At 71.8% G+C, this 23504-nt stretch carries 20 protein-coding genes and 1 pseudogene; 10 read left to right on the top strand and 11 right to left on the bottom strand.

The window, feature by feature from the left end; translation table 11 throughout:
• Window positions 1–218: 218 nt before the first annotated feature.
• Window positions 219–449: pseudogene (locus ABT299_RS40060) on the top strand (hypothetical protein); the annotation flags it as partial.
• Window positions 450–652: 203 nt separating this feature from the next.
• Here the strand turns inward: ABT299_RS40060 and ABT299_RS40055 are convergent.
• Window positions 653–1312, bottom strand: a complete 660-nt coding sequence (locus ABT299_RS40055) for a hypothetical protein (protein WP_500253951.1) — start codon at window positions 1310–1312, stop codon at window positions 653–655.
• Between the two features lie 1168 nt (window positions 1313–2480).
• Between ABT299_RS40055 and ABT299_RS40050 the strand changes: the two genes are divergently transcribed.
• Entirely contained in the window at window positions 2481–2783 is a 303-nt protein-coding gene (locus ABT299_RS40050) for a carotenoid oxygenase family protein (RefSeq protein ID WP_500253945.1), read from the top strand.
• 177 nt (window positions 2784–2960) lie between these two features.
• Here ABT299_RS40050 and ABT299_RS40045 read toward each other — a convergent pair whose 3' ends face one another.
• From ABT299_RS40045 to ABT299_RS40035, 3 genes are all read right to left on the bottom strand, one after another.
• Window positions 2961–3380 (bottom strand): ribosomal maturation YjgA family protein, encoded by a 420-nt coding sequence (locus tag ABT299_RS40045; protein ID WP_500253944.1) that lies wholly within the window; start codon window positions 3378–3380, stop codon window positions 2961–2963.
• A gap of 548 nt (window positions 3381–3928) precedes the next feature.
• Window positions 3929–4354 (bottom strand): nucleoside deaminase, encoded by a 426-nt coding sequence (locus ABT299_RS40040; protein WP_500253943.1) that lies wholly within the window; start codon window positions 4352–4354, stop codon window positions 3929–3931.
• Window positions 4351–5190: an LLM class flavin-dependent oxidoreductase gene (locus tag ABT299_RS40035; protein ID WP_500253942.1), complete on the bottom strand. Its 840-nt coding sequence runs from the start codon at window positions 5188–5190 to the stop codon at window positions 4351–4353. Before ABT299_RS40035 ends, ABT299_RS40040 begins: the two co-directional genes overlap by 4 nt.
• 93 nt (window positions 5191–5283) lie before the next feature.
• Here ABT299_RS40035 and ABT299_RS40030 point away from each other — a divergent pair, with 93 nt between their 5' ends.
• From ABT299_RS40030 to ABT299_RS40020, 3 genes are all read left to right on the top strand, one after another.
• Window positions 5284–5742 carry an Lrp/AsnC family transcriptional regulator gene (locus tag ABT299_RS40030; RefSeq protein ID WP_500253941.1) on the top strand — a complete coding sequence of 153 codons (459 nt, stop codon included), beginning with the start codon at window positions 5284–5286 and terminating at the stop codon, window positions 5740–5742.
• A gap of 265 nt (window positions 5743–6007) precedes the next feature.
• The gene (locus ABT299_RS40025; RefSeq protein WP_500253940.1) at window positions 6008–6400 is read left to right on the top strand and encodes an SDR family NAD(P)-dependent oxidoreductase; all 393 of its coding nucleotides are present in this window, start codon (window positions 6008–6010) and stop codon (window positions 6398–6400) included.
• An 84-nt stretch (window positions 6401–6484) separates the two neighbouring features.
• Window positions 6485–7732: an NAD(P)/FAD-dependent oxidoreductase gene (locus tag ABT299_RS40020; protein ID WP_500253939.1), complete on the top strand. Its 1248-nt coding sequence runs from the start codon at window positions 6485–6487 to the stop codon at window positions 7730–7732.
• Between the two features lie 221 nt (window positions 7733–7953).
• Here the strand turns inward: ABT299_RS40020 and ABT299_RS40015 are convergent, their stop codons facing one another.
• The 7 genes from ABT299_RS40015 to ABT299_RS39985 all read right to left on the bottom strand — a co-directional run bounded on the left by ABT299_RS40015 (window position 7954) and on the right by ABT299_RS39985 (window position 18089).
• Complete coding sequence (locus ABT299_RS40015; protein ID WP_500253938.1) at window positions 7954–10518, bottom strand: CehA/McbA family metallohydrolase; 2565 nt, start codon at window positions 10516–10518, stop codon at window positions 7954–7956.
• Window positions 10515–11993 (bottom strand): APC family permease, encoded by a 1479-nt coding sequence (locus ABT299_RS40010; RefSeq protein WP_500253937.1) that lies wholly within the window; start codon window positions 11991–11993, stop codon window positions 10515–10517. The genes ABT299_RS40015 and ABT299_RS40010 overlap by 4 nt, the downstream gene beginning before the upstream one ends.
• Before the next feature lie 124 nt (window positions 11994–12117).
• A complete protein-coding gene (locus tag ABT299_RS40005) occupies window positions 12118–13587 on the bottom strand; it encodes a PucR family transcriptional regulator (protein ID WP_500253936.1) in 1470 nt (489 codons plus the stop codon).
• Window positions 13588–13634: 47 nt separating this feature from the next.
• On the bottom strand, window positions 13635–13994 hold the full coding sequence (locus ABT299_RS40000; protein ID WP_500253935.1) for a cupin domain-containing protein: 360 nt from the start codon (window positions 13992–13994) through the stop codon (window positions 13635–13637).
• A gap of 13 nt (window positions 13995–14007) precedes the next feature.
• A complete protein-coding gene (locus ABT299_RS39995; protein ID WP_500253934.1) occupies window positions 14008–15621 on the bottom strand; it encodes a N,N-dimethylformamidase beta subunit family domain-containing protein in 1614 nt (537 codons plus the stop codon).
• A 16-nt stretch (window positions 15622–15637) separates the two neighbouring features.
• A complete protein-coding gene (speB, locus tag ABT299_RS39990) occupies window positions 15638–16600 on the bottom strand; it encodes an agmatinase (protein ID WP_500253933.1) in 963 nt (320 codons plus the stop codon).
• A gap of 37 nt (window positions 16601–16637) precedes the next feature.
• Complete coding sequence (locus ABT299_RS39985) at window positions 16638–18089, bottom strand: aminobutyraldehyde dehydrogenase (protein ID WP_500253932.1); 1452 nt, start codon at window positions 18087–18089, stop codon at window positions 16638–16640.
• Window positions 18090–18862: 773 nt separating this feature from the next.
• Between ABT299_RS39985 and ABT299_RS39980 the strand changes: the two genes are divergently transcribed.
• From ABT299_RS39980 to ABT299_RS39960, 5 genes are all read left to right on the top strand, one after another.
• Complete coding sequence (locus ABT299_RS39980; RefSeq protein WP_190857092.1) at window positions 18863–19381, top strand: SigE family RNA polymerase sigma factor; 519 nt, start codon at window positions 18863–18865, stop codon at window positions 19379–19381.
• Complete coding sequence (locus ABT299_RS39975) at window positions 19371–20693, top strand: hypothetical protein (RefSeq protein WP_500253931.1); 1323 nt, start codon at window positions 19371–19373, stop codon at window positions 20691–20693. Before ABT299_RS39980 ends, ABT299_RS39975 begins: the two co-directional genes overlap by 11 nt.
• Before the next feature lie 267 nt (window positions 20694–20960).
• Window positions 20961–21470: a RidA family protein gene (locus tag ABT299_RS39970; RefSeq protein ID WP_387025003.1), complete on the top strand. Its 510-nt coding sequence runs from the start codon at window positions 20961–20963 to the stop codon at window positions 21468–21470.
• Between the two features lie 234 nt (window positions 21471–21704).
• On the top strand, window positions 21705–22397 hold the full coding sequence (locus tag ABT299_RS39965) for a GntR family transcriptional regulator (RefSeq protein WP_387025005.1): 693 nt from the start codon (window positions 21705–21707) through the stop codon (window positions 22395–22397).
• Window positions 22397–23323 carry an SCO6745 family protein gene (locus ABT299_RS39960; RefSeq protein ID WP_387025007.1) on the top strand — a complete coding sequence of 309 codons (927 nt, stop codon included), beginning with the start codon at window positions 22397–22399 and terminating at the stop codon, window positions 23321–23323. The genes ABT299_RS39965 and ABT299_RS39960 overlap by 1 nt, the downstream gene beginning before the upstream one ends.
• Window positions 23324–23504 lie beyond the last annotated feature (181 nt).

Raw genomic sequence — 23504 nt, 5'->3', positions numbered from 1 at the left:
TGCGTGTGCTAGCACCATGCCGATGTCGCTCGGTGAGGGTCCGGTCACGGTCGAAGCCCACCTCATCCCGAGATCGTCTCGCCTGGAGTGCCTTGCCTCGTGTTGAGCGCCGAAATGCTGTCAGTGCCGTACGCCGGATTAGTGTCGGTGCCACCGAAGGGGGGCCCTGCTAGCGTCGGGGGTCCAAGAACACACGCGCCCGTGCCGTCATCAGCGTCGTGTGCGTCGTCGTGCTCGGCGGGGCCGGTCCGGCGGTCCCGCGCGGGCCGGCCGCCCGGTCCGGGCCCGCCCCGCCCGGCCCTGCGGCGGTCGCGCTCGTGCCGCTGGAACCCCAGGCCCGTCCGGTGGCGAAGCCGGTGCGGACCGCCGACTTCAACGGCGACGGCCGCAGCGACCTCGTCCTGCCCGTGGGCGGCGCGACGGTCGGGGGGAAGTACGCCGCAGGGCTCGTGGCCGTGCTGTACGGCTCAGACCGGGGACCGGACGTCCGCACCCGCGCGGTCTTCACACGGGCGAAGCAGCGGGTCCCGTCCAGATGCGGCGCGACGCCCCGCCGATCATGGACGCGATCAGGGGCAGTGCGTCGCACCTGGGAGATGTCATGCAAGGAGCATCAACTGAGATGTCGCGGTTGCTGGTCCAGACGTGCGGTTCACCGCCGCCTCGGCAGGCTCGCATGCCACCGCCGCTCGTGGGTCTCGCCGGGCTCTCGGCGCGACTGCTGCGGCGGTCCCTGCCGCTCCCATTGCGGAGCGGCCGTCGAGCCCCTGGAGCGGTCTCCTTCCGGAACCGCGGTGCCCCGTTCGGGACGCCCCTCGCCACCGGCGGCCCCGCCCGCTGCGGCGGCGCGTTCGGCTTCGAACCGCCGTGCCTCGCGCACGCCGACCACCAGGAAGCGTCCGAGTGCGGTCGCCGCCAGCAGGATGGTGATCGCGCCGAGCCCCTGGAAGAACGACAGGTGCTCGGCGATCTGCCGTGTCTGGCCGCCCAGCGCCCTACCTGGGCCGCCGCCCCACAGGGGGGCGATCGTGGTGCCGACGACGAACCACAGCCCGCCCGCGATGGCCAGCCACGAGCCGACCATGGCGACGGGACGGACGGCGCTGATCATCAGGATCAGCCCGCCGAGCGCGACGGCGATCGCAGGCAGGATGGACAGCACCAGCCTGTCAGAGGTGTAGTCCCAGGTGGCGGTCGACCCGAACCCGAAGCTGAAGTAGGGGCCGACGAACGGTATGAACCCGCCCCACAGCCCGAGGAGCACCAGCAGCAGCCCGTTGAGCATGCCCCGGCTCCGCGGCGCCTTCAGCATCCCAGACATCGGAGTGCGCGCAGGACTCGCCCTCCTAGTCATGGCCCTACCTCCCCGAATAGGTAGAAATGTGGTGTTTTGGTGCTGTACCCGGCCTGCATCGTGCCAATCAGAGTCCGGTCTCCTGTCGGGGATGCTGCCGAGCCCCCGCGAAGCGTTGCCGTTCCTGGTCTTGCGCAGGAGCGATCAGTAAAGCCGGTCCGGAGGCTCGGGGAGGGCGGACTGGACGTCCAGTGCCCGCTCGAGCCCGGCGAGGTGCAGCAGCCTGGGCGCTCGGGGGTGGGATCGAGCACGACCCACGGCCTTGGGCGAACTCGATCTTCTTCCACGCGGTGATGAGTCCGCAGAGGGTGGAGGAGCCGCAGAACGCGAGTTGGCCGAGGTCGACCGCGATCAGAGGCGGGCGGTGCAAGTCGATCGCTGCGTTGAGGAAGTGATCGAGGGCTAAGGCGCGGCGGAGGGCGGCACGGCGACCGAGCTGCGCCACCCGGCCAGCTCCCCGTGAGAGGCCGCCCGCCGCCAAGCCGCAGCGCGGAGCCTCGGCAGGCTCGCGGGGGCGCCGGTGGAGTAGGCGATAACCGCGATCGCCGTGCACTTGGCCCGCCAGCTGGGACCTGCTCGGCGCGCTCGCGCTGGCGCCCCTCGCTCCTGGTCGCCGGCCCGATCGCCTCGGCCGTGGGAGTCGAGGGCGCCGCTGAGCCGCCGTGCTGATCCTCGGCGCCACCTCCTGTGCGGTCATGTCTCCGCACGTACGCCGATTCCGCGCCCACGGCCAAGATGACCAGGGGTCGGTTGAGGCCGTCGAAGCCTGACCCGCCTTCAGGGGGATGGCCGCAATACGCCAGAAGGGGATCGGCCAATCCGGCTTCTCGGCTGCCCGCGCTATGGCTGCCGGTCGTCGAGGCTCGTGGGCGGGGGACGGCTGCGGAGCCACCGGGATGGCCGCCGCGTCGTTCGGTCCGGACGCAAGGGCTGATTGAGGGGCCGGGTGGGCCGGTTCGGGCTGGCCGGTCATCCAGCGCAGCAGCCGGAAAGCGCGCTCGTTCACCGTCGCATTTCTTCCAACGGGACGGCGGGGCGCTGCTGTGAGGAGGTCGCCCGCGGAGAGGGCTGCTTTTCGGCATGGCGTCGTTGAACGGGTCGTGCTTGCCTGGCGATCCGAGGCGCGATGCGCAGGTCCCCTGACTCGGCGTTCACCAACGGCCTGGTCAAGCATGACCTGGCCACCGGACGGTCGCAGTTCCACAGGTTCCCGAAGCGCGCGAGCGCGAGTGAGGCGGTCTTCGTCCCGCGTTCCGGCGCCCGCGCGGACGACGGCTATGTCCTGTCCTACGTCCGCAATCCCGATCGGAACGCCTCGGACCTGGTGATCCTGGCGGCGCAGGACTTCACCGGCAATCCGATCGCCGAGATCCACCTGCCGAGCCGGATCCCGCTCGGATTGCACGGAAGCTGGATCGCCGGCACTTGAGAGAAGGACGCTGAATTTTTCCCTCGAGCAGGCCGAGCGTGTCATGGCAGTGACCCCCGATCCACCTCAGAACCCTTCAGACTCGAGCCCCTGTCCGAGTTGGGTGAGATGGCGTACCGCCGGGAGGGGCGATGGTTCGCTTCCAGGGGGCAGGTGGCTCGGCCCGACTGTTCGGGATCACGAAGTGAGGGCGGGGGCCGGGTCGGTTCGGGAACGTGTGCGGGCACGGAGCAGCCAATGCGCGGCGATCAATGGGATGGCGCCGACGGGGTACCAGGCGACATCAATGAGGTCGAACTGGGCGCCCAGCAGCTGGCGTGCGAACCAGCTGCGTTGGGAGAGTGCCGCAGGGACGGGGGTGAGCTGTGCGAACTCGATGAACCAGCAGTATGCGATCGTGGCACTGCCCGCAGACAATGGTGAAATCGGCGGCCGTATGCAGATCACTATCGTGTAGACGATGGCCGCAGACAAGGCGGCGCCTGAATACTGTTCGATGGGCCCGTCCATCACGGCACGGATTGCGAAGGCCGCACCGGCAAAGCCGGCTGCCAAGACCACCATCAGCAGCCGAATCCAGCGTACTGCGAGCGACATGGCGCAATAGTAGGCGGTTCCCGGGAATTGGTCAGTGCCTTGGCTGTCCTTCCCTGGTGGGGATGATGCCCCGGGCTGGCCGCTCAGCCGGTGGGTGCCGGCGACATCGGAGCGGACATCGAGCTAACACGCGGACATATCAGGCGTAGATCTTGGACTGCAAGCATACGTTTACCATGGTGGAGGGGCATGCCCGGCAGGATTCGAACCCGCGACCGTCGGTTTAGAAGACCCCTGCATCACTATGGTCGCCGTGCTGTCGACTGCCGACCCGTGCGGCTCTGTGCCGCTCTGTCTGCTCTACCGTCCGCACTGATGACGCCCTGTGTCGGCCCCTGCCACGTTGTTCCGCGGCATACGAGCAAACAACGAGCGAACATGGCCGTGAGCTGGCACCTGTCACTCGGTGTCTTCGGACCGACCGAGAGCGGCTCACCAGATCCTCGGGCTCATGGGGATGCAGCAGGGAATGAGTCGAATGTGCGGCCCGGTTCGAAGGCCCGCCTGTCGCCCGGCGTCCATTCACCGCCACGCCATGCAGGTGTGTGTCAGGTGTAGTAGCCGTCGATCGGGACTCGGGCCTCGTCGAAGAGGGCGGGCCCCTCCTGGGGGACGCGGGGAAATCCGCCCTTCGGGGTGAGCTCGGCGTGCTGCTCGGCGGAGAGGGCGTAAACGACCCGGCCCAGGCCCGAGCGGTCGATCGCGCCGGTGCACATGCCGCAGGGCTGGCAGCTGGTGAACATCGTGGTGGTGGCGGCGGTGGCCGGATCGAGCTCGCGGGCCGCCCAGCGGGCCAGTTTCAGCTCGGGGTGGGCGCTGATGTCCCGGTCGGCGCGCACCGTGTTGTGCTCCTCGATGAGGATGGCGCCATCAGGACCTGCCAGCAGCGATCCGTAGGGGGCGTGGCCGGCGGCGCGGGACTTGGCGGCGAGGTCGATGGCCCTGCGCAGCAGGCGTTCTTCGTCGGGTGTCATGGGTGCTCCTTGTGGTGGGCGGCCACGGTGGCGAGGGTCTGCCATGCGGTCTCGGGGTGGTGGGTCTCGTCCGGGTCGCCGAGGTAAGGGTCGAGCAGGACGGTCTCGGCGCCCAGCTGGCGCAGGTGTTCCAGGTCGGCCATCACCTGGTCGATCGTCCCCTCGCCCGCGCGGCGTTCGGTGAGGGGCTCGGGGGTGAGACGCAGCACGATGCGCGGAGCCAGGGCGGGGGTCGGGCGGCTCTCGGCTGCGGCGATCGTCCTGAGCCGCTCCACCGCCTCGTCGAGCCAGGGCATGGTGAAGCGGAGCGGGTGCCAGGCGTCGCCAAGGAGCACGGCGCGGCGGAGCGCGGCGTCGCTGCTGCCGCCCACCCAGATGGGGATGTGGCCGCTTTGGTAGTCGTCGGCGTCGTTCCAGGCGGACCTGAGGACGTGGAGGTGCTCGTCGGTGAGCCTGCCGCGGTGTTCGAAGGGGACGCCGAGCGCCTCGAACTCCTGCCGCGCCCAGCCGACACCTACGCCGAGGACCAGCCGTCCGCCGCTGAGCCGGTTGAGGTTGGCGGCCATGCGGGCGACCAGCAGCGGGTGCCGGTAGGGCGCGACCAGCACCGTCGTCCCCAGTCGCACCCGGTGAGTGACGCCCGCGAGCCACGACAGCGTGGTGAAGGGTTCGTAGAAGGGGGCCGGGTACTGCTCGGCGACATCGGGCGTGACCGCGACGTGGTCGGAGACCATCAGCAGGTCGAAGCCGAGCCCTTCAACGGTCTGCGCCCAGCCGCGCAGCCTCTCCGGGTCAGTGCCGGGCCCGAAGTTCGGAACGTTGACTCCAAGTTTCACGGGGTCAGGCTATCCAGCTGATCGGGCCTATCTGAAGGGAATCAGCCCGGCGTAGCTGCGGTCGGGCCGTGGATCTGACGGTATTTTGGACTGGTGACCGAGAATCTTGATGCGACCGACTGGGCGATCCTCGCCGAGTTGCAGCGCGACGGCCGGATCCCCCTCACCGAGCTGGGGAAGCGGGTCAGCCTCAGCGCCTCGGCCACTACCGAGCGGGTCAGGCGGCTGGAGTCGGCAGGTGTCATCACCGGTTACCACGCCCGCGTCGACATGGCCAAAGCCGGGCTGCCGGTGTTGGCCGTTGTACGCCTGAAATATCCAGGAAACCGGCACACTCCGCTGCACGACCTCCTGCAGGAGCGCGCGGAGATCCTCGAATGCCTGCGGACCACCGGCGAGGACTGCTACGTGCTGAAGATCGCCGCGACTTCCATGGGGCACCTCGAGGAGGTCGTGGACGAGTTGCTGGAACTCGGCAGCACCACCACCAACCTCGTCTACAGCGAGCCGCTCCCTTATCGCGGCCTGCCGGGCCATCCGGTCGGGCAGTGAAATCCGCCGGGGTCCCCGTCCCGGACATCGAACGCCGAGCGGTCAACCCTCGCCCGGGCCGCGGCTGGGCTGCAGCCGGGGCGTGAAGCCAGGAGCACGACGACGACCGATGCCGCCACCCGCCCGAACGAGCCGCAGCCGAGCGACTCGGGCGCTGGCAACACGGTGAATCATCCGAGCAAACATCCGGCTGCAACTTGCCCTGTGGGTCTCGCGATCGATCCGTGCTTGCAGATAGGCGCAGACATGCGGGTCGTGCGCCAGTGTGCCGAACCCCGCGTACACGGCTGCGAAGTTCGCCGTCCGCGGGCTGACCAAGGTCGCGGTCGTGCAGTTCGGACCCCAGCGCGTCCGGGTGAACTCCGTCCATCCGGGCGGCGTGTTCACACCGATGCTGCGCGACACCGTTCCGGCCACGACGCTGGAAGCCCTGAAGCCGGACGTCCCGCTGCGGTGCATGAGGAGGTGTGCCGGCGAGGCCGGTGCGGGTGGCGGGACGAGGTCATCAGCGCTGGTCGCGGGGGTCCAAGGCGATCGTGGTGAGTGCTTGCGACGTCTCACCGCCGAGCTCACCGATTCCTCTGGGCAGCGGCCGGAAGTAGAAAGGCGTCATGACAACGCTTCCGCATCACCGCACACCACGCAGCCCAAGGGGTAAGAGGGAGACCATGAAGGGTGCCTCGACTATGCGAGTCTTCGACCGACCCGGTTGCGGCTGGCCGGTGCGGGTGAGGGCGGCCGTATGACGCTGCGGCGGGTCGTGGTCGTCGGCGCGGGAATGGTCGGGCTTTCGTGCGCCTGGTCGTTGCAGGATTACGGCGTCGAGGTCGAGGTGCTCGATAGGGGACGGGTCGGGCGAGGAGCCTCGTGGGGGAACGCCGGTTATGTGGCGCCTTCGCTGACGGTGCCGCTGCCCGAGCCCTCGATGCTGCGGTACGGTCTGCGCGCGGTGCTCGATCCGGCGTCGCCGGTGCGACTCCCGGTTCGGGCCGACATCGAGCTCGTCCGTTTTCTGGTGCGCCTGGTGCGGCATTGCACGGGCCGCCGCTGGAGCCGGGCGATGGACGGGTACCGCATGCTCAACGCCCAGATCTTCGACGCGTTCGACGCGCAGCGCCGAGCCGGCGTGGATGCTCCCGTGCATGAGGCCGCTGTGCTGGCCGCCTTCACCGAGGCCGGGCAGGCGACGGGACTGCTGCACGAACTTGAGGGCGTCGCGTCGGCCGGGCAGCAGGTCGAGGTCAGGCTGCTGACCGGAGCGCAGGCACGCGCCGCCGAGCCGAATCTATCTCGGGAGATCGCGCTGGCCATCCGGATCGACGGGCAGCGGTATCTCGATCCGGGCGCCTACACCGCGGCGCTGGCCGACCAGGTCCGGGCCCGGGACGGGAAGATCATCGAACACGTGACGGTGACGGGCGTCGACCGGCACGCGGGCGGGGTCCGCATCCGGTGTGCGGACGGGCATCGGGACGCGGACGCGGTGGTCCTCGCCTCCGGCGCGTGGCTGCCGGAGTTGGCCAGCGACCACGGCGTACGGGTCCCGCAGTACGGCGGACGCGGTTACAGCTTCACCATGCCGCTGCGTCGTCCGTTGCAGGGGCCGTTGTACTTCCCGGCAGCCCGTGCCGCGCTTGCGCCGCGGGGCACGAGCGCGGCACGGGTGACCAGCATCATGGAGTTCCAGCGTCCGGACGCCCCACCGGACCGGCGTGCGCTCGCGGCGACCCTTCGTGCGGTGCGTCCGCTGCTGGAAGGGGCCGAGTGGCGCTCCGTCACCGATCCTTGGGTCGGTGCCCGCCCGCTGACCGCCGACGGGATCCCCCTGGTCGGGCCGTCGGCCACTGAAGGCGTCTACATCGCGGGTGGGCACGGCATGTGGGGAGTGACGCTGGGGCCGCTGACCGGACGGCTGCTGGCCGAGCACATCGCGACCGGCGCCACACCCGCCCCGCTGGCCTGGCTCGACCCCCTCCGCAGCGGCCACTGACCGCGGCACTTCCTGACAGCGACCTGGACCGAAGTCCGAGGGCCGACCGCGCCCCTACGGCGAGCGCCGTCAGTGCCCAGCTTTGTGGTGCTTGCGGAGGAGTGGTGGCACTTCTAGCTCGGCACCCGCCTGTGGTCGGCTCTGACCGGTCGACCGGGCCGGTACGGGCCGGCCGCGCCATGACAGCACCCATCCCGACCCGGTCATTCTGTTAGGAGCTTTTAGATCGCGTCTGCTTCGTCACCGGCGCGGTTGGTTCGGCGGACGGAGGCGGGTTCGGCAGGGCCGGTCGCCGAGGATGCTCGGATCGCCTGTCTTGCTTCGGCCAGCGGTGCGAGCAGGTACCGGGTGTGGTCGGACGTCCCGTGGCGGTGGTCGACGGGGCCTGGCCACGCGGTCCTGGCGCGGTGGCGGATGTGCTCCTCCACGCCGTCGATGAGGTGCAGCATCTCGGCGAGGACGCCCTCGTCGGTGCGCCGGTACGCGTCGCCGGCGGCGAGGTAGACGGGGGAGGTGTGGGCCATGATGGGCCGCTCCCAGACGTCCCGGTGGCGGGCGATGCCGTCGCCCGGCCCGTAGCATCGGGCCGCGACCCACGAGGACTCCTCGACCCGCAGGTCGAAGTCGAGCGCGCCGGTCAGGACGGGCTCGTCCCAGCGCCGCGATTCGACGACCGTGCCGTTGACCACGATTTCCAGGCGGCCGATGGGGAAGATCGAGTGAAACTCCGCCGCGCCGTGCACGGTCCTGCCGCCGGTGCCGGTGAGCACCGAACCGGGCGGGGCCTCGTCGACCGAGAGCCGCAGGTGGGGGCCGCTGGTGACGACGGTGTCGCCCGAGCGGACGGCCTCGCACCAGTCCCAGTAGTCCATCGTCGCCGGGTCCGGGACGCGGGCGTAGGTGCGGACGAGGCCGATCGGCACCTCGCTGCTCATCTTGTCGGTGCCGCCGACGAGGGTGAGGCGGTAGCCGGCGTTGAGATAGCGGTAGTACTGGGTGATGTTGTAGCCGTCGTAGGCGATCATCTCGACGCCGTCGAGCCGCCTGGTGGCGATCAGGGCGGCGGCCTCGCCGTTGGGGACGGGGAAGTGCGCGAGCAGGACGGTCCCGCCCTGGGCGTGGCACTCGTCGGCCCAGTGGGCGAGGGTGGTCTCCAGGCCGCCGCCGAGGTCGGACTCCTCGGCGCCGCCGGTGCACCAGGGGCGGATCGGCGCGCGCAGGCCGAGCAGGTTGATGTGGCCTAGCATCGCGGTCCGGTTCTCCTGACCGGTGTGGACGTGGGTCGCGCCGTCCGCGGAGGTATGCGGGTGCCCGGTGAAGTCCTCGACGTTGGTGTGCAGGTGGCCCCACTGGCTCAGCAGGAGGTTGGTGACCCGCACCCCCTCGCCGCGCGCCTCGAGCTCGGCGCCGTGCGTCGAGACGAAGTGGACGTGGGTGTCACCGGCGACGTAGCCGTCCGCCTCCGGGTCGTGGAAGCGTTCGAGGCGCAGTTCGAGCGTCCGCTGCCCCGGCCGGATCGTCAGCTCCTCGCGCAGCGGGACGTAGTCGAAGCCGTGCGCGGCCTCGACGACGACCCGCCCGTGGGGGAGCCACCCCTCGAACTCGCCGTCGACGTAGGCGTACGTCCGCTGGCCGAGGCGGACGTCGCCGCCGATGTCCAGGTTCCAGGTGTTGCCGTCGGAGTTGATGTGCGCGTGGTGCCCGTAGGGTGCGAGCGGGACGCCGTCGGGGGTGTGGAAGTGCAGGCGGCAGGTCAGCGGCTCGCTGGTGGCGGCGTCGACGACCGTCCCCCTGATCCAGGCGCGGCCCGGCTCGGTCAGTCGCCATTCGGTGCCGTCGCCGGTGGTGATCTGGCCCTGTTCGAGGAGGTCGCCCCAGGTGAAGCGGGCTTCGACGGTTCCGGCGACGTCGAGGGCGACGGTCGCGGACGGCGTCGCGGCGACCCGGACGTACCCCGTGCGCTCGCTGGTCGCGCCTCCCCACGCCGGCGGGGTCGACAGGCCGGCGTCGTCGACCGTCCGGTAGGCGTAGGTGGCGGTGCCGCGGTCGACGGTCACCGCGACGTCCTCGTCCACCGATCCGCCGGCGAGCGAGAAGATCAGCTCGCGGGAGACCGTCCGGCCGAACGGCTCCTCGGCGAGCCGGCTCAGCGTGATCGCGCCGATCAGGACGGCCGGGCCGGCGGACTCGATCTCGATGGCGGCCGCCCGGCGCTCCGGGTGAGGGTTGCGCCACGGCCACAAGTAGAAGCGGTAGGGCAGGACGTAAGGGGAGCGCGCCTGCGGGTCGTCGATGTCGACGTACCTGGCCCCGGCGGCGTCGTAGCGCCCGCAGGTGCGGTGCATGAGCCGGTGCTGCGCGTCGGGCAGCGCGAGGAAGGGGGTCTGGCCCCAGTCCAGCGGGAGCGGGCGGCCCTTCCAGAGCCGCGGGGTGGGGCCGACCTCGAACCGCTGCCGCACGGGGACGCTCTCCGCGCCGCCGTCGGCGTACCGGAGGGTGTAGCGGGCGACGGTCTCGCCGACCGGGGCGCCCTCGAAGAGGCTGGGTTCCTCGATGGCGTGGGCGAAGAGGATCCAGTGGCAGTCCTCGTCCACGGGGATCACGGCGGGGGCGTCCCGCGTCACCCGGACGAGGGACGCCCCGTCGAGGTCGGTGCCGAAGCGGAAGGGCAGGCCGTAGAGCGTCCGCTCCCCGGCGAAGGAGGCGTCCACGTCGTCGAGCAGGGTCAGGGGGGCGTTCCAGGACGCCGCGAGGTCGAGGGCCCGGTAACCGCGCTGCCAGGTCACGCGGGCTCCACGGCGACCGTCTCGGCGGGCTCGTCGACGCTGGTCTCGGCGAGGACGGCGTACCGTTCCGGGGCCCGCGAGCGCAGCGACAGCGCCGAGGCGATCCCGCCCGCGAAGGCGAGCACGCCGAGGCCGAGCAGCACCGCGTTGGTCGCCGTGCCCGCACCGGTCAGTAGTGAGATGTTGGCGAGCGCGAGGACGAGGATCACGCAGAGGGCGAGGAAGCTGAGGCCGGGGGCGATCAGGGTGCGCCAGAGGCCCGCCTCGGGGGCGTTGCGCCGCAGGTAGGAGACCACGGCGAGGCAGCAGAGGGCCCACAGGACGATGATCCCGAGGAAGCCGATCGCGCTGCCCCACAGCAGCAGCTGGAGGTAGGGGTCGAGGTCGAACGCGGCCCACAGCACCACGACGACGCCCGCCGCCGCCGTCTGCGCCGCGCCGGCCGCCAGCGGGGCCCGCGTGCGCGGGTGCGTGCGTCCGAACGCCTTCGGCATGAGCCCCTCGCGGCCCAGCGCGAACAGGTACCGGTTCGCCGCGTTGTGCAGCGCCAGCAGCGCGGCGAAGGCGCTGGTGAGCAGCAGGACCTGCATGACGGCCGAGACCCCGTCCGGGGTGTACCGGTCGAACACCCCGATGACCAGCCCGGCGGTGTCCTGGCCGGCGGCCGCCGCGATACCGTCCGCGCCGACGGCCTGCACGATCGTCCAGGTGATCAGCGCGTAGAAGACGGCGATGAAGCCGACCGCGATGTAGGTCGCGCGGCGCACCGTCCGGATCCCGCCGCGCGCCTCCTCACTGAAGATCGCGGTGGACTCGAACCCCATGAACGCGCCGAACACCAGCGCGAACATCGCCGCGTTGGACGGCGTGAACACCGTCGCGGGGGAGAAGGACGTGAAGGACGTCTCGCCGGCGCCGCCCTTGGCGAGCACGCACACCGCCATCACCACGAGCACCGCGATCTCGAGGACGAGCAGGATCCCGAGGATCCGGGCGCTGGTGTGGATGCCGCGGTAGCCGAGCCATGCCACCAGCACGACCGCGACCAGCGCGAAGACCCACCAGGGCAGCGACACGCCGGTGTACTTGTCGAAGGTGTCCGCGGCGTAGAGCCCGAGGGCCCCGTAGGTGCTGATCTGCAGCGTGTTGTAGGCGAGCAGGGCCAGCGTCGCCGCACCCGACCCGGCCGGCCGGCCCAGTCCGCGGGTGATCACGGCGTAGAACGCCCCGGCGTTGCGGACGTACCGGCTCATGGTCATGAAACCGACCGCGAACAGCGCCATCACGAGGCCCGCCACCAGGTAGGCGCCCGGGACGGCCGCGCCGCCCTTCAGGAAGTGCAGGGGCGCCACCGCGACGATCAGGGTCAGCGGCGCCAGCGCCGCCAGGACCGTGAAGACGAGGTCCTTCGTCCCCATCGCGTTCGCCGCAAGGCCGTTGCTGCCCGGGTGTTCGGTACCTGGGTGTGTCGACATGGTCATCCGCCTCCGGGAGTCCGCGGGAGCTCGCTGCGCCAACGCTAGGAAGCCCTCTCGCGCGGCAGAAGTGGACGTTCAGCCCCATCCGGAGGTGCGGGTTGTGCGTATCGTCCCTGCCGGTTCAATGGATCTGGCTCCGCCATCGCAGCGCGAACCACAGTTCCATGCGCACGTCCGGGTCGTTGAGGTCCAGGTCCAGCAGCCCGCTGATCCGGCGGATGCGGTGCCGCACGGTGTTGCGGTGCACGCCGAGGTCGGAGGCGGTGCGGTCCCAGTTGCCGTGGTGCGCCAGCCAGCTGCGCAGCGTGCCGGCCAGCAGGGCGGGGTCCGGGGACGGGGCCGCGTCGAGGCCCGCGAGGAGCCGGTCGGCGTACCGGGACGCCTGGGGGGAGTCCAGCAGCGCCATGACGCCGTGGAGGCCGGCCCCCGCGACCACGGTCGCGCCGCCGACGCGGGCCGCGTCGAGCGCGGCGCCCGCCTCGCCCCACGCGGGGTCGAGGTCCGCGGCGGGGTGAGGGCGGCTGATCCCCGCGGGCAGGCCCGCCTCGTCCAGCGCGTGCGGCAGCCCGTCCACCGTGTCCTCGGGGACGAGCGCGACGAAGGAGGAGCCGTCCTGCGCGACGAAGGGGGTCCCGAGCAGCGCCGACAGCCGCTGGACGATCGTCTCCCGGGAGCCGGGCGGTGCGTCGAGGGGCCCGCGGACGATCCGCCACCGGACGTCCTCCGCCCGGTCGAGGGGTGCGGCGAGGTCGCGGGCGAGGGCGGGGAGCCGCAGCAGCCCGGCCACGACGGCGGTGCCGAGCGCCTCCGGCGAGCTCGCCTCCGAGGGGGCGGTGAAGAGCAGGGAGAGGGCCGAGGCGGTGACGCCGACGAGGCCCCGGTCGGCGACGGTGAACGGGGCGCGCCGCGCGACGGCCATCGCGTACCCGGTGGGGGCGGGGCCGAGAAGCCGCTGGACCTCGACGTTCTCCTCGGCGGTGGTGAGCGCCGCGCTCATCGGCGACCGGCTCCGGCAGGCCTGGTCGAGCGCCGCGCTCACCTCGGGGTCGTCCCGGACCGGCCCGGCCGTCCAGGTCCTGTCCCGGTTGCGGTCCACGACCCGGACCCACCCGTCGAGCAGGTCGGCGGTCCGCTCCACCACGGCCCGCAGCGGGCGGGGGCCCGCCGCGGCCTTGATCAGCACCGCCTGCCCCTCCGAGAGGCGCTTCAGGCCGCGGGTCTCGGCGCGGACCAGTTCGGCGTGGTGGAGTTCGACCACCGAGGCGAACGGCACCCGGGCCGGGACCTCCAGGACCACCATGCCGAACTCGTCGCACGCGGCGACGAGTTCGGGCGGCACGGCGTCGAAGACGGGCGTGACCCCGAACCCGATCGCGACGACCCCGGTCTCGGCCAGCCGCCGCACGTAGTCGCGGCTGTCGGCGGGGCGGAAGCCGGTCCCGGCGAGCAGCAGCAGCTCCCCTCCCCGCAGGAACGGGGAGGGGTCGGGCAGTTCGCTGACGTGGACCCACCGGACCCACCGCTCGGACGGGTCGGCGGTGCCGAGCGGCCGCAGCGCGAGCCGGGTCAGGAAGAGCCGGAGAGGAAGCACGACGCCAAGCTAGCCGCAGTACGGCCATGACTACGCAAACGGAGCATTCAGCGTGTGACGGCGACGAAAACCTTGCTCGTGGGCTCGATCGTCACCCAGTCGCCCGCGAAGCCCTGCGGGATGAAGAAGGCCTCGCCGGCGCCGAACTCGGCCCGGCCGTCGTCGAGGTCGGCGACGGCGACCCGGCCGCTGAGGATCACGCATATCTCGTCGTAGGGCCACGGGTCGATCCGCACCGCGCCGGGCTCCCCGGTCCAGAACCCGCCCGTGTACTCCTTCGCGGGGCCGCCGTAGGCGAGGTACTCGGTCTCGCGCCATCGCGCGGAGAGCACCTCGTAACCCTCGATGGGCGGGACGTTGGGCGTTCCGGTCTCCGGGGAGAGCCGGACGACGTCGGTGATGTCCATGATCAGCCTCGCCTCAGCCTTCCAGGTCGCGGGTCAGGAACCGGTCGAGCACGTTGCGGACGATGCGGTCGACGTAGGGGTCGCCGACGTGCAGCGCGTAGGGCCACTCCGTCGAGCCGCCGTTGAAGACCTCGCCGCGCCCGCGGGTGAACGCCGCGATCATCCCGGCGCCGCGCATCCCGCCTTCGTTCACGTAGTCGGGCAGGTCGTCGCCGAGCTCGCGGTTGTAGGCGTAGACCTCCTCCTCGGGCCCGCCCATGGGCAGCAGGCCGCCGAACCGGTCCTCCTCGCCGCGGACCGCCGGGGTCAGCGCGAGGATCTCCAGCGTCTCCGGCGCGCCGTCCTCGAACGTCGGGTACGGCAGGCCCCGGCGGAAGGTGTACTCGACCGAATCCACCTCGAACGCGGCCAGGAAGGTCGGGGCCGCGCCCAGCTGGTCGCCGTAGTAGAGGTCGGTGCCCTCGAAGGCCCAGTGATGGGGCCGGTAGACGATGAACCCGCCCGACGACCGCGGGGTCGCGACCCCGTAGCGCGTGTAGACGCCGCCGAGCCCGTTGAGGCCCATCGTGGTCGCCCCGGGCCGTCCGACCGACTTGGCCTCCCACATCGTCGTGGCGGTCCGCGGCGACCGCTCGGTGTCGGGGTCGAGCGAGGGGAGGCGGTAGCAGTACTGCGTGGTCAGGTCGTCGCTCAGCCTGACCTGCCACTGGTAGTTCCCGCCGAACCGGGCGAGGCCCCCGCCGCCGTCCACGAACCGGTCGACGGCGTCGCGCATCTCCCAGCTCCAGTACTCGTCGTGGCCCACCACGATCACGCAGCGGTATCCGTCGAGGACGGTCTCGTCGACGTGCAGGTCGTGCTGGGTGAGGTAGTCCAGCTCGTAGCCGCGCTCCTCGGCCCACCGCACGAACAGCCGCTCGTAGGACGCCCAGAACGCGTCGCCGTGATGGCGGCTGTAGCCGTTCAGGCGGGCCCACTCATAGGAGGCGTACCGGGGCGCGCCGTTCATCGGCAGCGTGAGGTGGTTCGCCTCCCGCGGCGCGCCCTCCGGCTTGCGGATCATGCCGCGCGCGATCGGGCGCTGCGTCGAGGCGAGCGGGCAACCCGCGTCGTCGCGCGGGTCGTCGCCGAGGCCGCGGTAGTGGTTGGCGCCGCCCCAGTCGTTGTAGGCCAGCATGGTCCCCGTGGTGAGGACGATCGCCGCCTTCGGGCGCCGCCCCGCCGGGGCCTTCACCACGAAGAAGTGCTCGCGCTCCCAGAGCTCGCCGTCGCTCAGCACCGCCCGCACGGTGACGATGTAGAAGCCGGGCCGCCAATCGTCCGGGATCTCCAGCGTGAGGCCGGCCGGCCAGCCGCAGCCCTGCGCGTGGGCGTCGGCGGGCGCCTCGTGCCGCCCGGCGGTGACGCCGTCGCGCCGCCAGACCGTCTCCGGGCGGGCGCCGTCGCGGACGATCTCGACGGTGAACGACGGGACGCTCGCGCTCAGGTGGAACGCGACGGTCTCGCCGGGGAGGTAGGAGAACCGATCGGTGTAGCACCAGACCTCCTCGGCGTCCGGGACGGCGTACGCCCGCTCCGACGGCCAGGATCTCGGCGACCACGCGAAGGCCGGCTTCGTGGTGTGCACGTGCATCACTCCTTGTTCATCGGGATTCGCCGGAACGGTCCAACGCGAGCACGCCGAGCAGCTCGTACCCCACGTGCGCCGCGGCGATCCCGGTGATCTCGGCGTGGTCGTAGGCCGGCGCGACCTCCACGATGTCGGCGCCGACGAGGTTCAGCCCGGCCAGCCCCCGCAGCGTGGTCAGCAGCTCCCTGCTGGTCAGCCCGCCCGCCTCCGGGGTGCCGGTGCCGGGGGCGTGGGCCGGGTCCAGCACGTCGATGTCGACCGACACGTACACCGGCCGGTCGCCCAGCCGGGCCCGCATCCGCTCCACCGCGGCGGCCGTCCCGCCGGTCTCGTAGTCGTCGGCGCGGACGATCTGGAACCCGAGCGCGTCGTCGTCCGCCAGGTCCTCCCGCGAGTACAGCGGGCCGCGGATCCCGATGTGCATGCAGTGCTCGGGGTCCAGCAGGCCCTCCTCGCCGGCCCGGCGGAACGGGGTGCCGTGGGTGTAGGGGGCGCCGAAGTAGGTGTCCCAGGTGTCGAGGTGCGCGTCGAAGTGCAGCACCGCGATCGGGCCGTGGTCGCGGTGCAGCGACCGCAGCAGCGGCAGCGCGATGGTGTGGTCGCCGCCGATCGTCAGCAGCTTCGCCCCGTCCGCTCGTAGCTCGTCCGACCGGCGCTCGATGGTGGCGATCGCCTCCTCGATGTCGAACGGGTTCACCCCCATGTCGCCGGCGTCGGCGACCTGCTGGGCGTGGAAAGGCTCGACGTCGAGGGGCGGATGGTACGGCCTGAGCAGCTTCGACGACGCCCGGACGTGGCCCGGCCCGAAACGTGCCCCCGGACGGTAGGACACGCCGGTGTCGAACGGCACCCCCACGATCGCCACGTCGACCTGGTCGACCTGGTCGGCCCGCGGCAGCCGGGCGAAGGTGCCCGGATCGGCGTACCGGGGGATCCTCGTCGCGTCCACCGGGCCGGTCCTCGGTGCGTCGGTCATGGTCTCGCAGCCTCCAAGCGCGGGGTCGGGGGGCGGGTCACTCGGCGTCCTCGCCGAGCGCCGACAGGACATGCTTGACCCGCGTGTACTCCTCGACGGAGTACAGCGAGAGGTCCTTGCCGTAGCCGGACTGCTTCACGCCGCCGTGCGGCATCTCGTGCACCGGCGGGAGGTGGCAGTTCACGCCGACGTGGCCGGCGTCGACGGCGGCGGAGACGCGCAGCGCCCGGGCGAGGTCGCGTGTCCACACGCTGGAGGCCAGGCCGTACGGCGAGTCGTTGGCCTGCCGGACCGCATCGGCCTCGCCGCGGAACGTCTGCACGGTGACCACCGGACCGAAGATCTCGGTGCGGCTGAGTTCGTCCGCCGCGGTCACCCCGTCGACCACCGTCGGCAGGTAGAAGTAGCCGGGGCCGCCGGCCTCCCGGCCGCCGACGAGCACCTTCGCGTGCGAGGGGACCCGCGCGACGAGGCCCGCGACGTGCGCGAGCTGGTCCGGGTTGTTCAGCGGCGGAATGTCCAGGACGCGGTCCGCGGCGGGCTCGTCCCGCGACAGCCCGATCCGGCGGACCCGCTCGACCAGCGCGCCGACGAACGCGTCGTGCGCCTCCTCTGCGACGATCACCCGGGTGGCCGCGGTGCAGTCCTGCCCGGCGTTGAAGTAGCCGGCGAACGCGATCCCGTCGGCCGCGGCCTCCAGGTCGGCGTCGCCGAAGACCAGCACGGGCGCGTTGCCGCCGAGCTCCAGATGCGCGCGCTTGACCGTGTCCGCCGCCGACCGCGCGACGGCGCGGCCCGCCGCGGTGCTCCCGGTGATCGACACCATCGCCGGAACCGGGTGTCCGGCCAGCGCCGCACCCGTTCGCCGGTCGCCGCACACCACGTTGAAGACGCCGGGCGGGAGCAGGTCGGCGAAGAGCCCGGCCAGGAACACGGCGCTCGCGGGCGTCGTGTCGGACGGCTTGAGCACGATCGTGTTCCCCGCCGCCAGGGCGGGGCCGAACTTCCAGACCGCCATCATCGCCGGGTAGTTCCACGGCGCGATCGCCCCGACGACGCCGACCGGTTCCCGGCGCACGGAGGAGGAGTGGCCGCGCACGTACTCCGCCGTCGCCTTCCCTTCGAGCATCCGCGCCGCGCCCGCGAAGAATCGGAGCTGGTCGGTGATCGGGACGACCTCCTCCCGCATCGTCAGCTCCGGCGGCTTGCCGGTGTCCCGGCACTCGATCTCGACCAGTTCGTCCGCGTGGCGCTCGACGGCGTCCGCCATGCGCAGCAGGACGGCCATCCGCTCGCCCGGAGTCGCCCGCCGCCAACCGGCGAAGGCCCTCTCGGCCGCCCGGCAGGCCCGGTCGACGTCTGCGGCCTCTGACCTCGGCGCCGTCGCGTACACCGCGCCGTCCGACGGGTCGACGATCTCCATCGCGCCGTGGCCCACCGCTGCGGCGAACTCACCGTCGATGAAGTTCCGCAGCTCGATGCCGCTCATCGCACCTCCTGCAATCGGCGGAACACTGACCGGAACGCCGCCCACTAGGCCCCGCTCCGCGGTCATGCTAGGAACTGGGCTCCACCGTCCGCCCCGTGCAGATCGACCCACAAGCCGGGTGCGTGAGTGCAGGTCGAACAACCCCCCACATCGCCGTCCGTGCAAACGCGTCGAGGGCAAGAGCTACGAAGAAGCCCTGAAACGACGGCTCCGCGACGTCGTCTACCAGACCATGACCAGAGAACGGATACCTCTCTGCTCGCCTCCGCGTGACACGGAGAGGTGCCGAAAATTAGGTACTCCCCTCCACCGGCTGGCGCAGCATCGCGCCCACCGACTGTCATGAGCTCGAACGACGCAGTTTCCGGGGCGGGTGGCGTCAGCGGTAGTGGGTGAGTTCGTCGTAGTGCTGCTGGAGCGCCGGCGAGCGTGCGACACGGTCCTCCTGCAGGAGGTTGCGTGGGTGCCTCGTTGGGCGGTGACCGCCTCGATCAGGCACGGACCGTCGTGGGCCACGGCCTCGGCGAACACGTCGGCGGCATCGGACGGGCCGGATCGCCTCCACCAGCCTCCCACTCCGCCGGGTTGGCCTTCGCCGCCATGTGGGTCGGCCGTCCCGCTGGCCGCCATCTGGTCCCTCAGTTGCCTGGTCCCGCCCAAGGCCCGCACAGCAGCGGCATGGCCAGCCGGGCAGCCGGGGGACGACGACGGCCTCGGATGCAACAGATCAAGGTGCCGCGGCGTCCTGGGATGTGACTGAGAAGGGATGGCCTGTGGACGATGACGGCTTGACGTACGAGCGATTCGTTACCGACCGAGCCGAGACACTCCTGCGCTACGGCTATGTACTGACAGGCAATGCGCACGATGCCGCCGATCTCGTGCAGGAAGGGCTGCTCCGATTGCGCACCGCGTGGCCCCGCGTGGTCAGGAAGGACGATCCGGAGGGCTACACGCGGGCGATCATGGCGCGGTTGCACATCAGCGCATGGCGGCGGCGCAGACGTGAGCGACTCGTCCGCGAGGTGCCCGAGGGCGGCTACGTGGACCGAGGCCTCGAGCAGACCGAGCGCGATCCCCGGTTGTGGCGGGCGCTGGCGGCGTTGCCGCGGCGCCAGCGGGCCGTGCTGGTCCTCCGCTACTACGAGGACCTGCCGGACGAGGAGATCGCCAAGCTGCTCGACATCTCCCGAGGGACGGTCCGTAGCCAGGCCGCCCGCGCTCTCGACAAGCTCCGGGCGGACTGGCGTCCGTCCATGACCCAGGCAGTGGGGGCCCATCATGACCGATGACCTTCAGCGGGCACTGAAGACCACGCTCAAGGCCGCGTCGCTGGACGCGCCGCAAGCGGCGCCGGACCTGCTCGACCAGCTGGCGGGCCGGGCCCGGGCGCGGCGGCGCAACCGGGCGACGATGGCGGTGGCCGCGGTCACGACGGCGCTGCTGGTGACCGCCGGGACGTCGGCCGCCCTGCGCGTCGGAAACGCGCCCGGGTCCGGCGCCCTCTCCGGCAAGAACGCCGGCGGCCTGCCGACCGAGACCGTCCCCTCGCCGGTCCCGGTCCCGAGGGCGGCGGTCCGGACCGAGCCGGACACGCTGCCGAACGGGCGCCGGTACAACCCGGAAGTGGCACTGGACGGCACGTCTCTGCTGGTCTCGACGGAGTCGCGTCCTGACGTGACCGACCAGCTATGGGTGTACGACCTCCAGGACCACCAGGCCACCAAGGTCACCGACGTCGTTGAGCCGGGCACGTCGACGCGGTACGCGGGGAACCTCGCCGCCGGCGACGGCCAGGCCGTATGGTCGCAGGAGGGCACGGTTGCGGGACGGGCCGTGACCGAGATCTGGGCCGCCCCGCTGACCGGCGGAAACGCCCGCCGGGTCGTCTCGCTGGACGCCGGCTCGAAGGAGGCGGGGATCGGGCGACTGGTCGTGGGAGGCGGCACGATCAGCTGGAGCCGCGCAGCGAACGGCGGAGCCGCCGGCACCGCCGACGACGAGCACGGGAGCGCGTCGGGGGCGACCGCCGTGTACGAGGTACCGCTCGCCGGAGGACCCGTGCGGATGGTCCCCGGAACCGACGGCTACCGCATCTTGTCCTGGCCGTGGATCGGCACCCCGGGCACCAGCAGCGGCCGCGCCGGGGACGCGGACTTCAAGCGGCTCTGGAACCTGGCGACGGGCCAGACCCGCACCGTGCGTCTCCCCAAGTCACCCAATACCTGGACCTGCTGGATCAGCTGGTGCGTGGGCGGCCCTCCACTCGGCGTCACCCTTGACCGGGTCCCCGACACCCGCGTCCTGCCACTGGCCGCGGGCACCGGGCGCGCCGTGCCCGCGGACGAGCTGCCTGTCAGCGAACCGCCAGAGGGATCGCTGATGTACGACCGGTTCCTCTCCCTGGCCAACGGCGACAAGCACGACACCCTCTACGACCTGGCGACGGGCAGGATGATGGATCTCGGGCCCACCTACGAGGACAACTGGCCGGTGAGCATACCGAGCGCCCGGCGTGACGGCTCCACCTTGGCTCTCGACCGGTACCTCGTCAGGCCGGTCAAGGGGGCGATCCAGATCATCGACCTCGCGGCCGTCGAGTGAACCGGCCCGCCGGCGCTCCAACACGGCGGGCCAATCGCAACAGCACAGCCGCCCATCGTCCCGCGGCAACCGCCTCGCGGCGGCCTGTCCTTGCGACTGATCAAGGACCGTGTCGGAGCCCACCTCCTGCCCGCTCACCTGCACGGACGTGGTTTTCGACAGGCACAGGCGTCGGTGGGCGCGTGGGTCGGCGCGGCGGCGGCCATGTCATCCTCGACGGAGGCCGCCGCAGGGGCAGGGCCGACCGGCGCGATCAGGGCGGGACAGATGGACGAAGGCCAGAAACAGAAATCGGACGGCTCACCGGAGCGGGAGTTCGCACGGCTCGGTCTCGCCGGTGTCCGGCCGCCGGCCCCCATCGGCAACTTCCGCTACGGGGTCCGGGCCGGTGACCTGTTCTACGTGTCCGGGACCTACGGCACCGCCAAGAACGAGGACGGCGAGGACTTCCTTCCCATCAGCGGAAAGCTCGGCCGCGACCTGAGCGTCGCCGACGGGTACCGCTCTGCTCGGCTGGTCGCGGTGAACCTGCTCGCCATGGCGCGCGCCGAACTCGGCACTCTGGACCGTGTCACCCAGGTCGTCCGGCTGGCCGGCTACGTCAACTGCGTCCCCGGATTCGCCGAAGCCCCCGCCGTGGTGAACGGAGCCTCCGACCTGCTGGTCGAGGTGTTCGGGCCCGACCGCGGAGGCCACGCCCGGATCTCGCTGTACCAGAACGACCTGCCGCGCGAGGCGCCCGTTGCCTGCGAGCTGACCCTCTATCTCGGTGACTGAGGAGGGCTTCGGCTCATGCCGCCCTCGTGATCCCGTGCGGGCACTGGCGTGGACAGCCATCCCAACCGCGCCGGGGGGCATCCGCCACGGCGATCGGACCTGAGAGGCGGGCGCCCCTGGATCATCGGATCGCCTGTCACCTCGCCTGCGACCCCCAGGGCAACCCCGGGAACGGCGCTGGTCGACGCGGCGTCGCAATAATCGATTATCTCGCGGATCATCTATGATGGCGCCATGAGTCAGACGATCCACTCCTCGGCCTCGTCGGGGAAACAGATGCTCTCCGAGCAGGTCCACGCCCGGTTGCGGGACGCGATCATGCACGGGGAGCACGCCGCCGGCACCGCCCTCAAACCGCAGGACCTGGCCAAGCGGCAGGGTGTGAGCCTGGCCGTCGTGCGCGAGGCGCTCGTGCGGCTGGTCGGTGAGGGCCTCGCCGAGCGGCTGCCCAACCGGGGCTTCGCCGTCCCGGCGGTCTCCGACCGCCGCTGGCAGGAGATCGCGGAGGCCCGCCGGACGATCGAGCCGGTCATGCTGCGCATGTCCATCGAGCGCGGGGACGTCGACTGGGAGGCCCGCGTGCGAGCCGCCCACCACCGTCTCGCCCGCACCCCCACGCACGTCCCGCAGGAGGGTGAGTACTACAGCGACGCTTGGGCCGAAGCCCATCGGGTCTTCCACCGCACCCTGCTGGAGGGGTGCGGCAACCCCGTCCTGCTGGAGACGTTCGACCGGCTGTGGACCGCCAGCGAGCTGGCCCGCCGCCTCTCGGCGCTCCGCGCCCCCGACCGTGACGCCGTCGCCGAGCACCGCCGCCTGGAGGAGACGGCGCTGGCCCGCGACGCCGACACCGCCGCCGAGGTCCTGACCCGGCACCTCACCCTCACCGCGGCCGGGCTGACCGGCCGCTCAGAGAAGGAAGCCTGATGCTCTTCACCGATTCGGCCCGTCCAGTGCCCATGTCCACGGGCACTGGAGGGTCCGGCCGCGCGCACTCGCTCGAGCCGACCGCAGGACGCCGCTGCCATGACGCCGTCGCCCCCCTGCACTCCTGCGTCTACTTCGCTCCGGAACAGCAGGACGAACTCGCGGCGCTCGGGCTGGAGCGCGGCCCCATGGTCTACTACGCGGGCCGCGCGGCCCCCCTCGGGATGGTCGACGCGGGAACCGTCACGGCCACGTTCTACAACTTCGACCACGAGCATGTGCGGCGGTACATCCCGGCCGCGTGGCGCATCGCCACGCCCGAGGCGGTGCTGGAGGCCCGGCTGCGCGTCGCGGATCGAACGCTGCGGCGCCTCCTCGGGGCCGAGGCTCTGGCCTCGAAGGAGATGGCCGAGGCGGCCGAGCTGGCGCTGCGCGCCGCCAAGGCCGGCCGCCGGGAGGCGCGGCCGCTGTACTCGGCGAACGCCGACCTCCCCGTGCCCGACGAACCGCACCTGGCCCTGTGGCACGCAGCGACGCTGCTGCGCGAGCACCGCGGCGACGGCCACCTCGCCGCCTTGATGGTCGCCGACCTGCCCGGACTCGAGGCGCTGGTCCTGCACAACGCCACCGGCAGGGCGCCGACCTCGGCGGTGTTCATGCAGACCCGCGGCTGGTCCGCGGAGGAGTGGGCGGCCGCCGGCGGCCGGTTGCGCGAGCGCGGCCTCCTGGACGAGGCGGGAGACCTCACCGGGGCGGGCGCGGCCCTGCGCGGCGAGGTCGAGGCGCTCACCGACCGCCTCGACGCCGCCCCCTACGACCACCTCGGCCCGGCCGCCACCGCCCGCCTCACCGAGCTGGCCGGCGCCTTCACCGCTTCCCTCCGGGCGGCGGGCGCCTTCCCCGCCGCGGTCTTCGGTAAGGGCTGACCGTCCCTGGCCCGGCGCCCCGCGGGGCTGGTGCCGCACCGTGCCACGGCGGGGCCGGGCGACCGCCCGGCGCGCTCTGGTCACCGGCATCCGTTCCTTGTTCACTCCGGCGGCCTCGGCGATGGGTGACCCAGGCGGCTCGGAACCTGATCCCGCGGTGAGGTGACCGCTGCCCGAAGCG

The organism is Spirillospora sp. NPDC000708, from assembly GCF_040299565.1.
Lineage (GTDB): Bacteria > Actinomycetota > Actinomycetes > Streptosporangiales > Streptosporangiaceae > Spirillospora.
The sequence above is the reverse complement of the archived record's forward strand: the minus strand, read 5'-3'. Positions and strand labels throughout refer to the sequence as shown.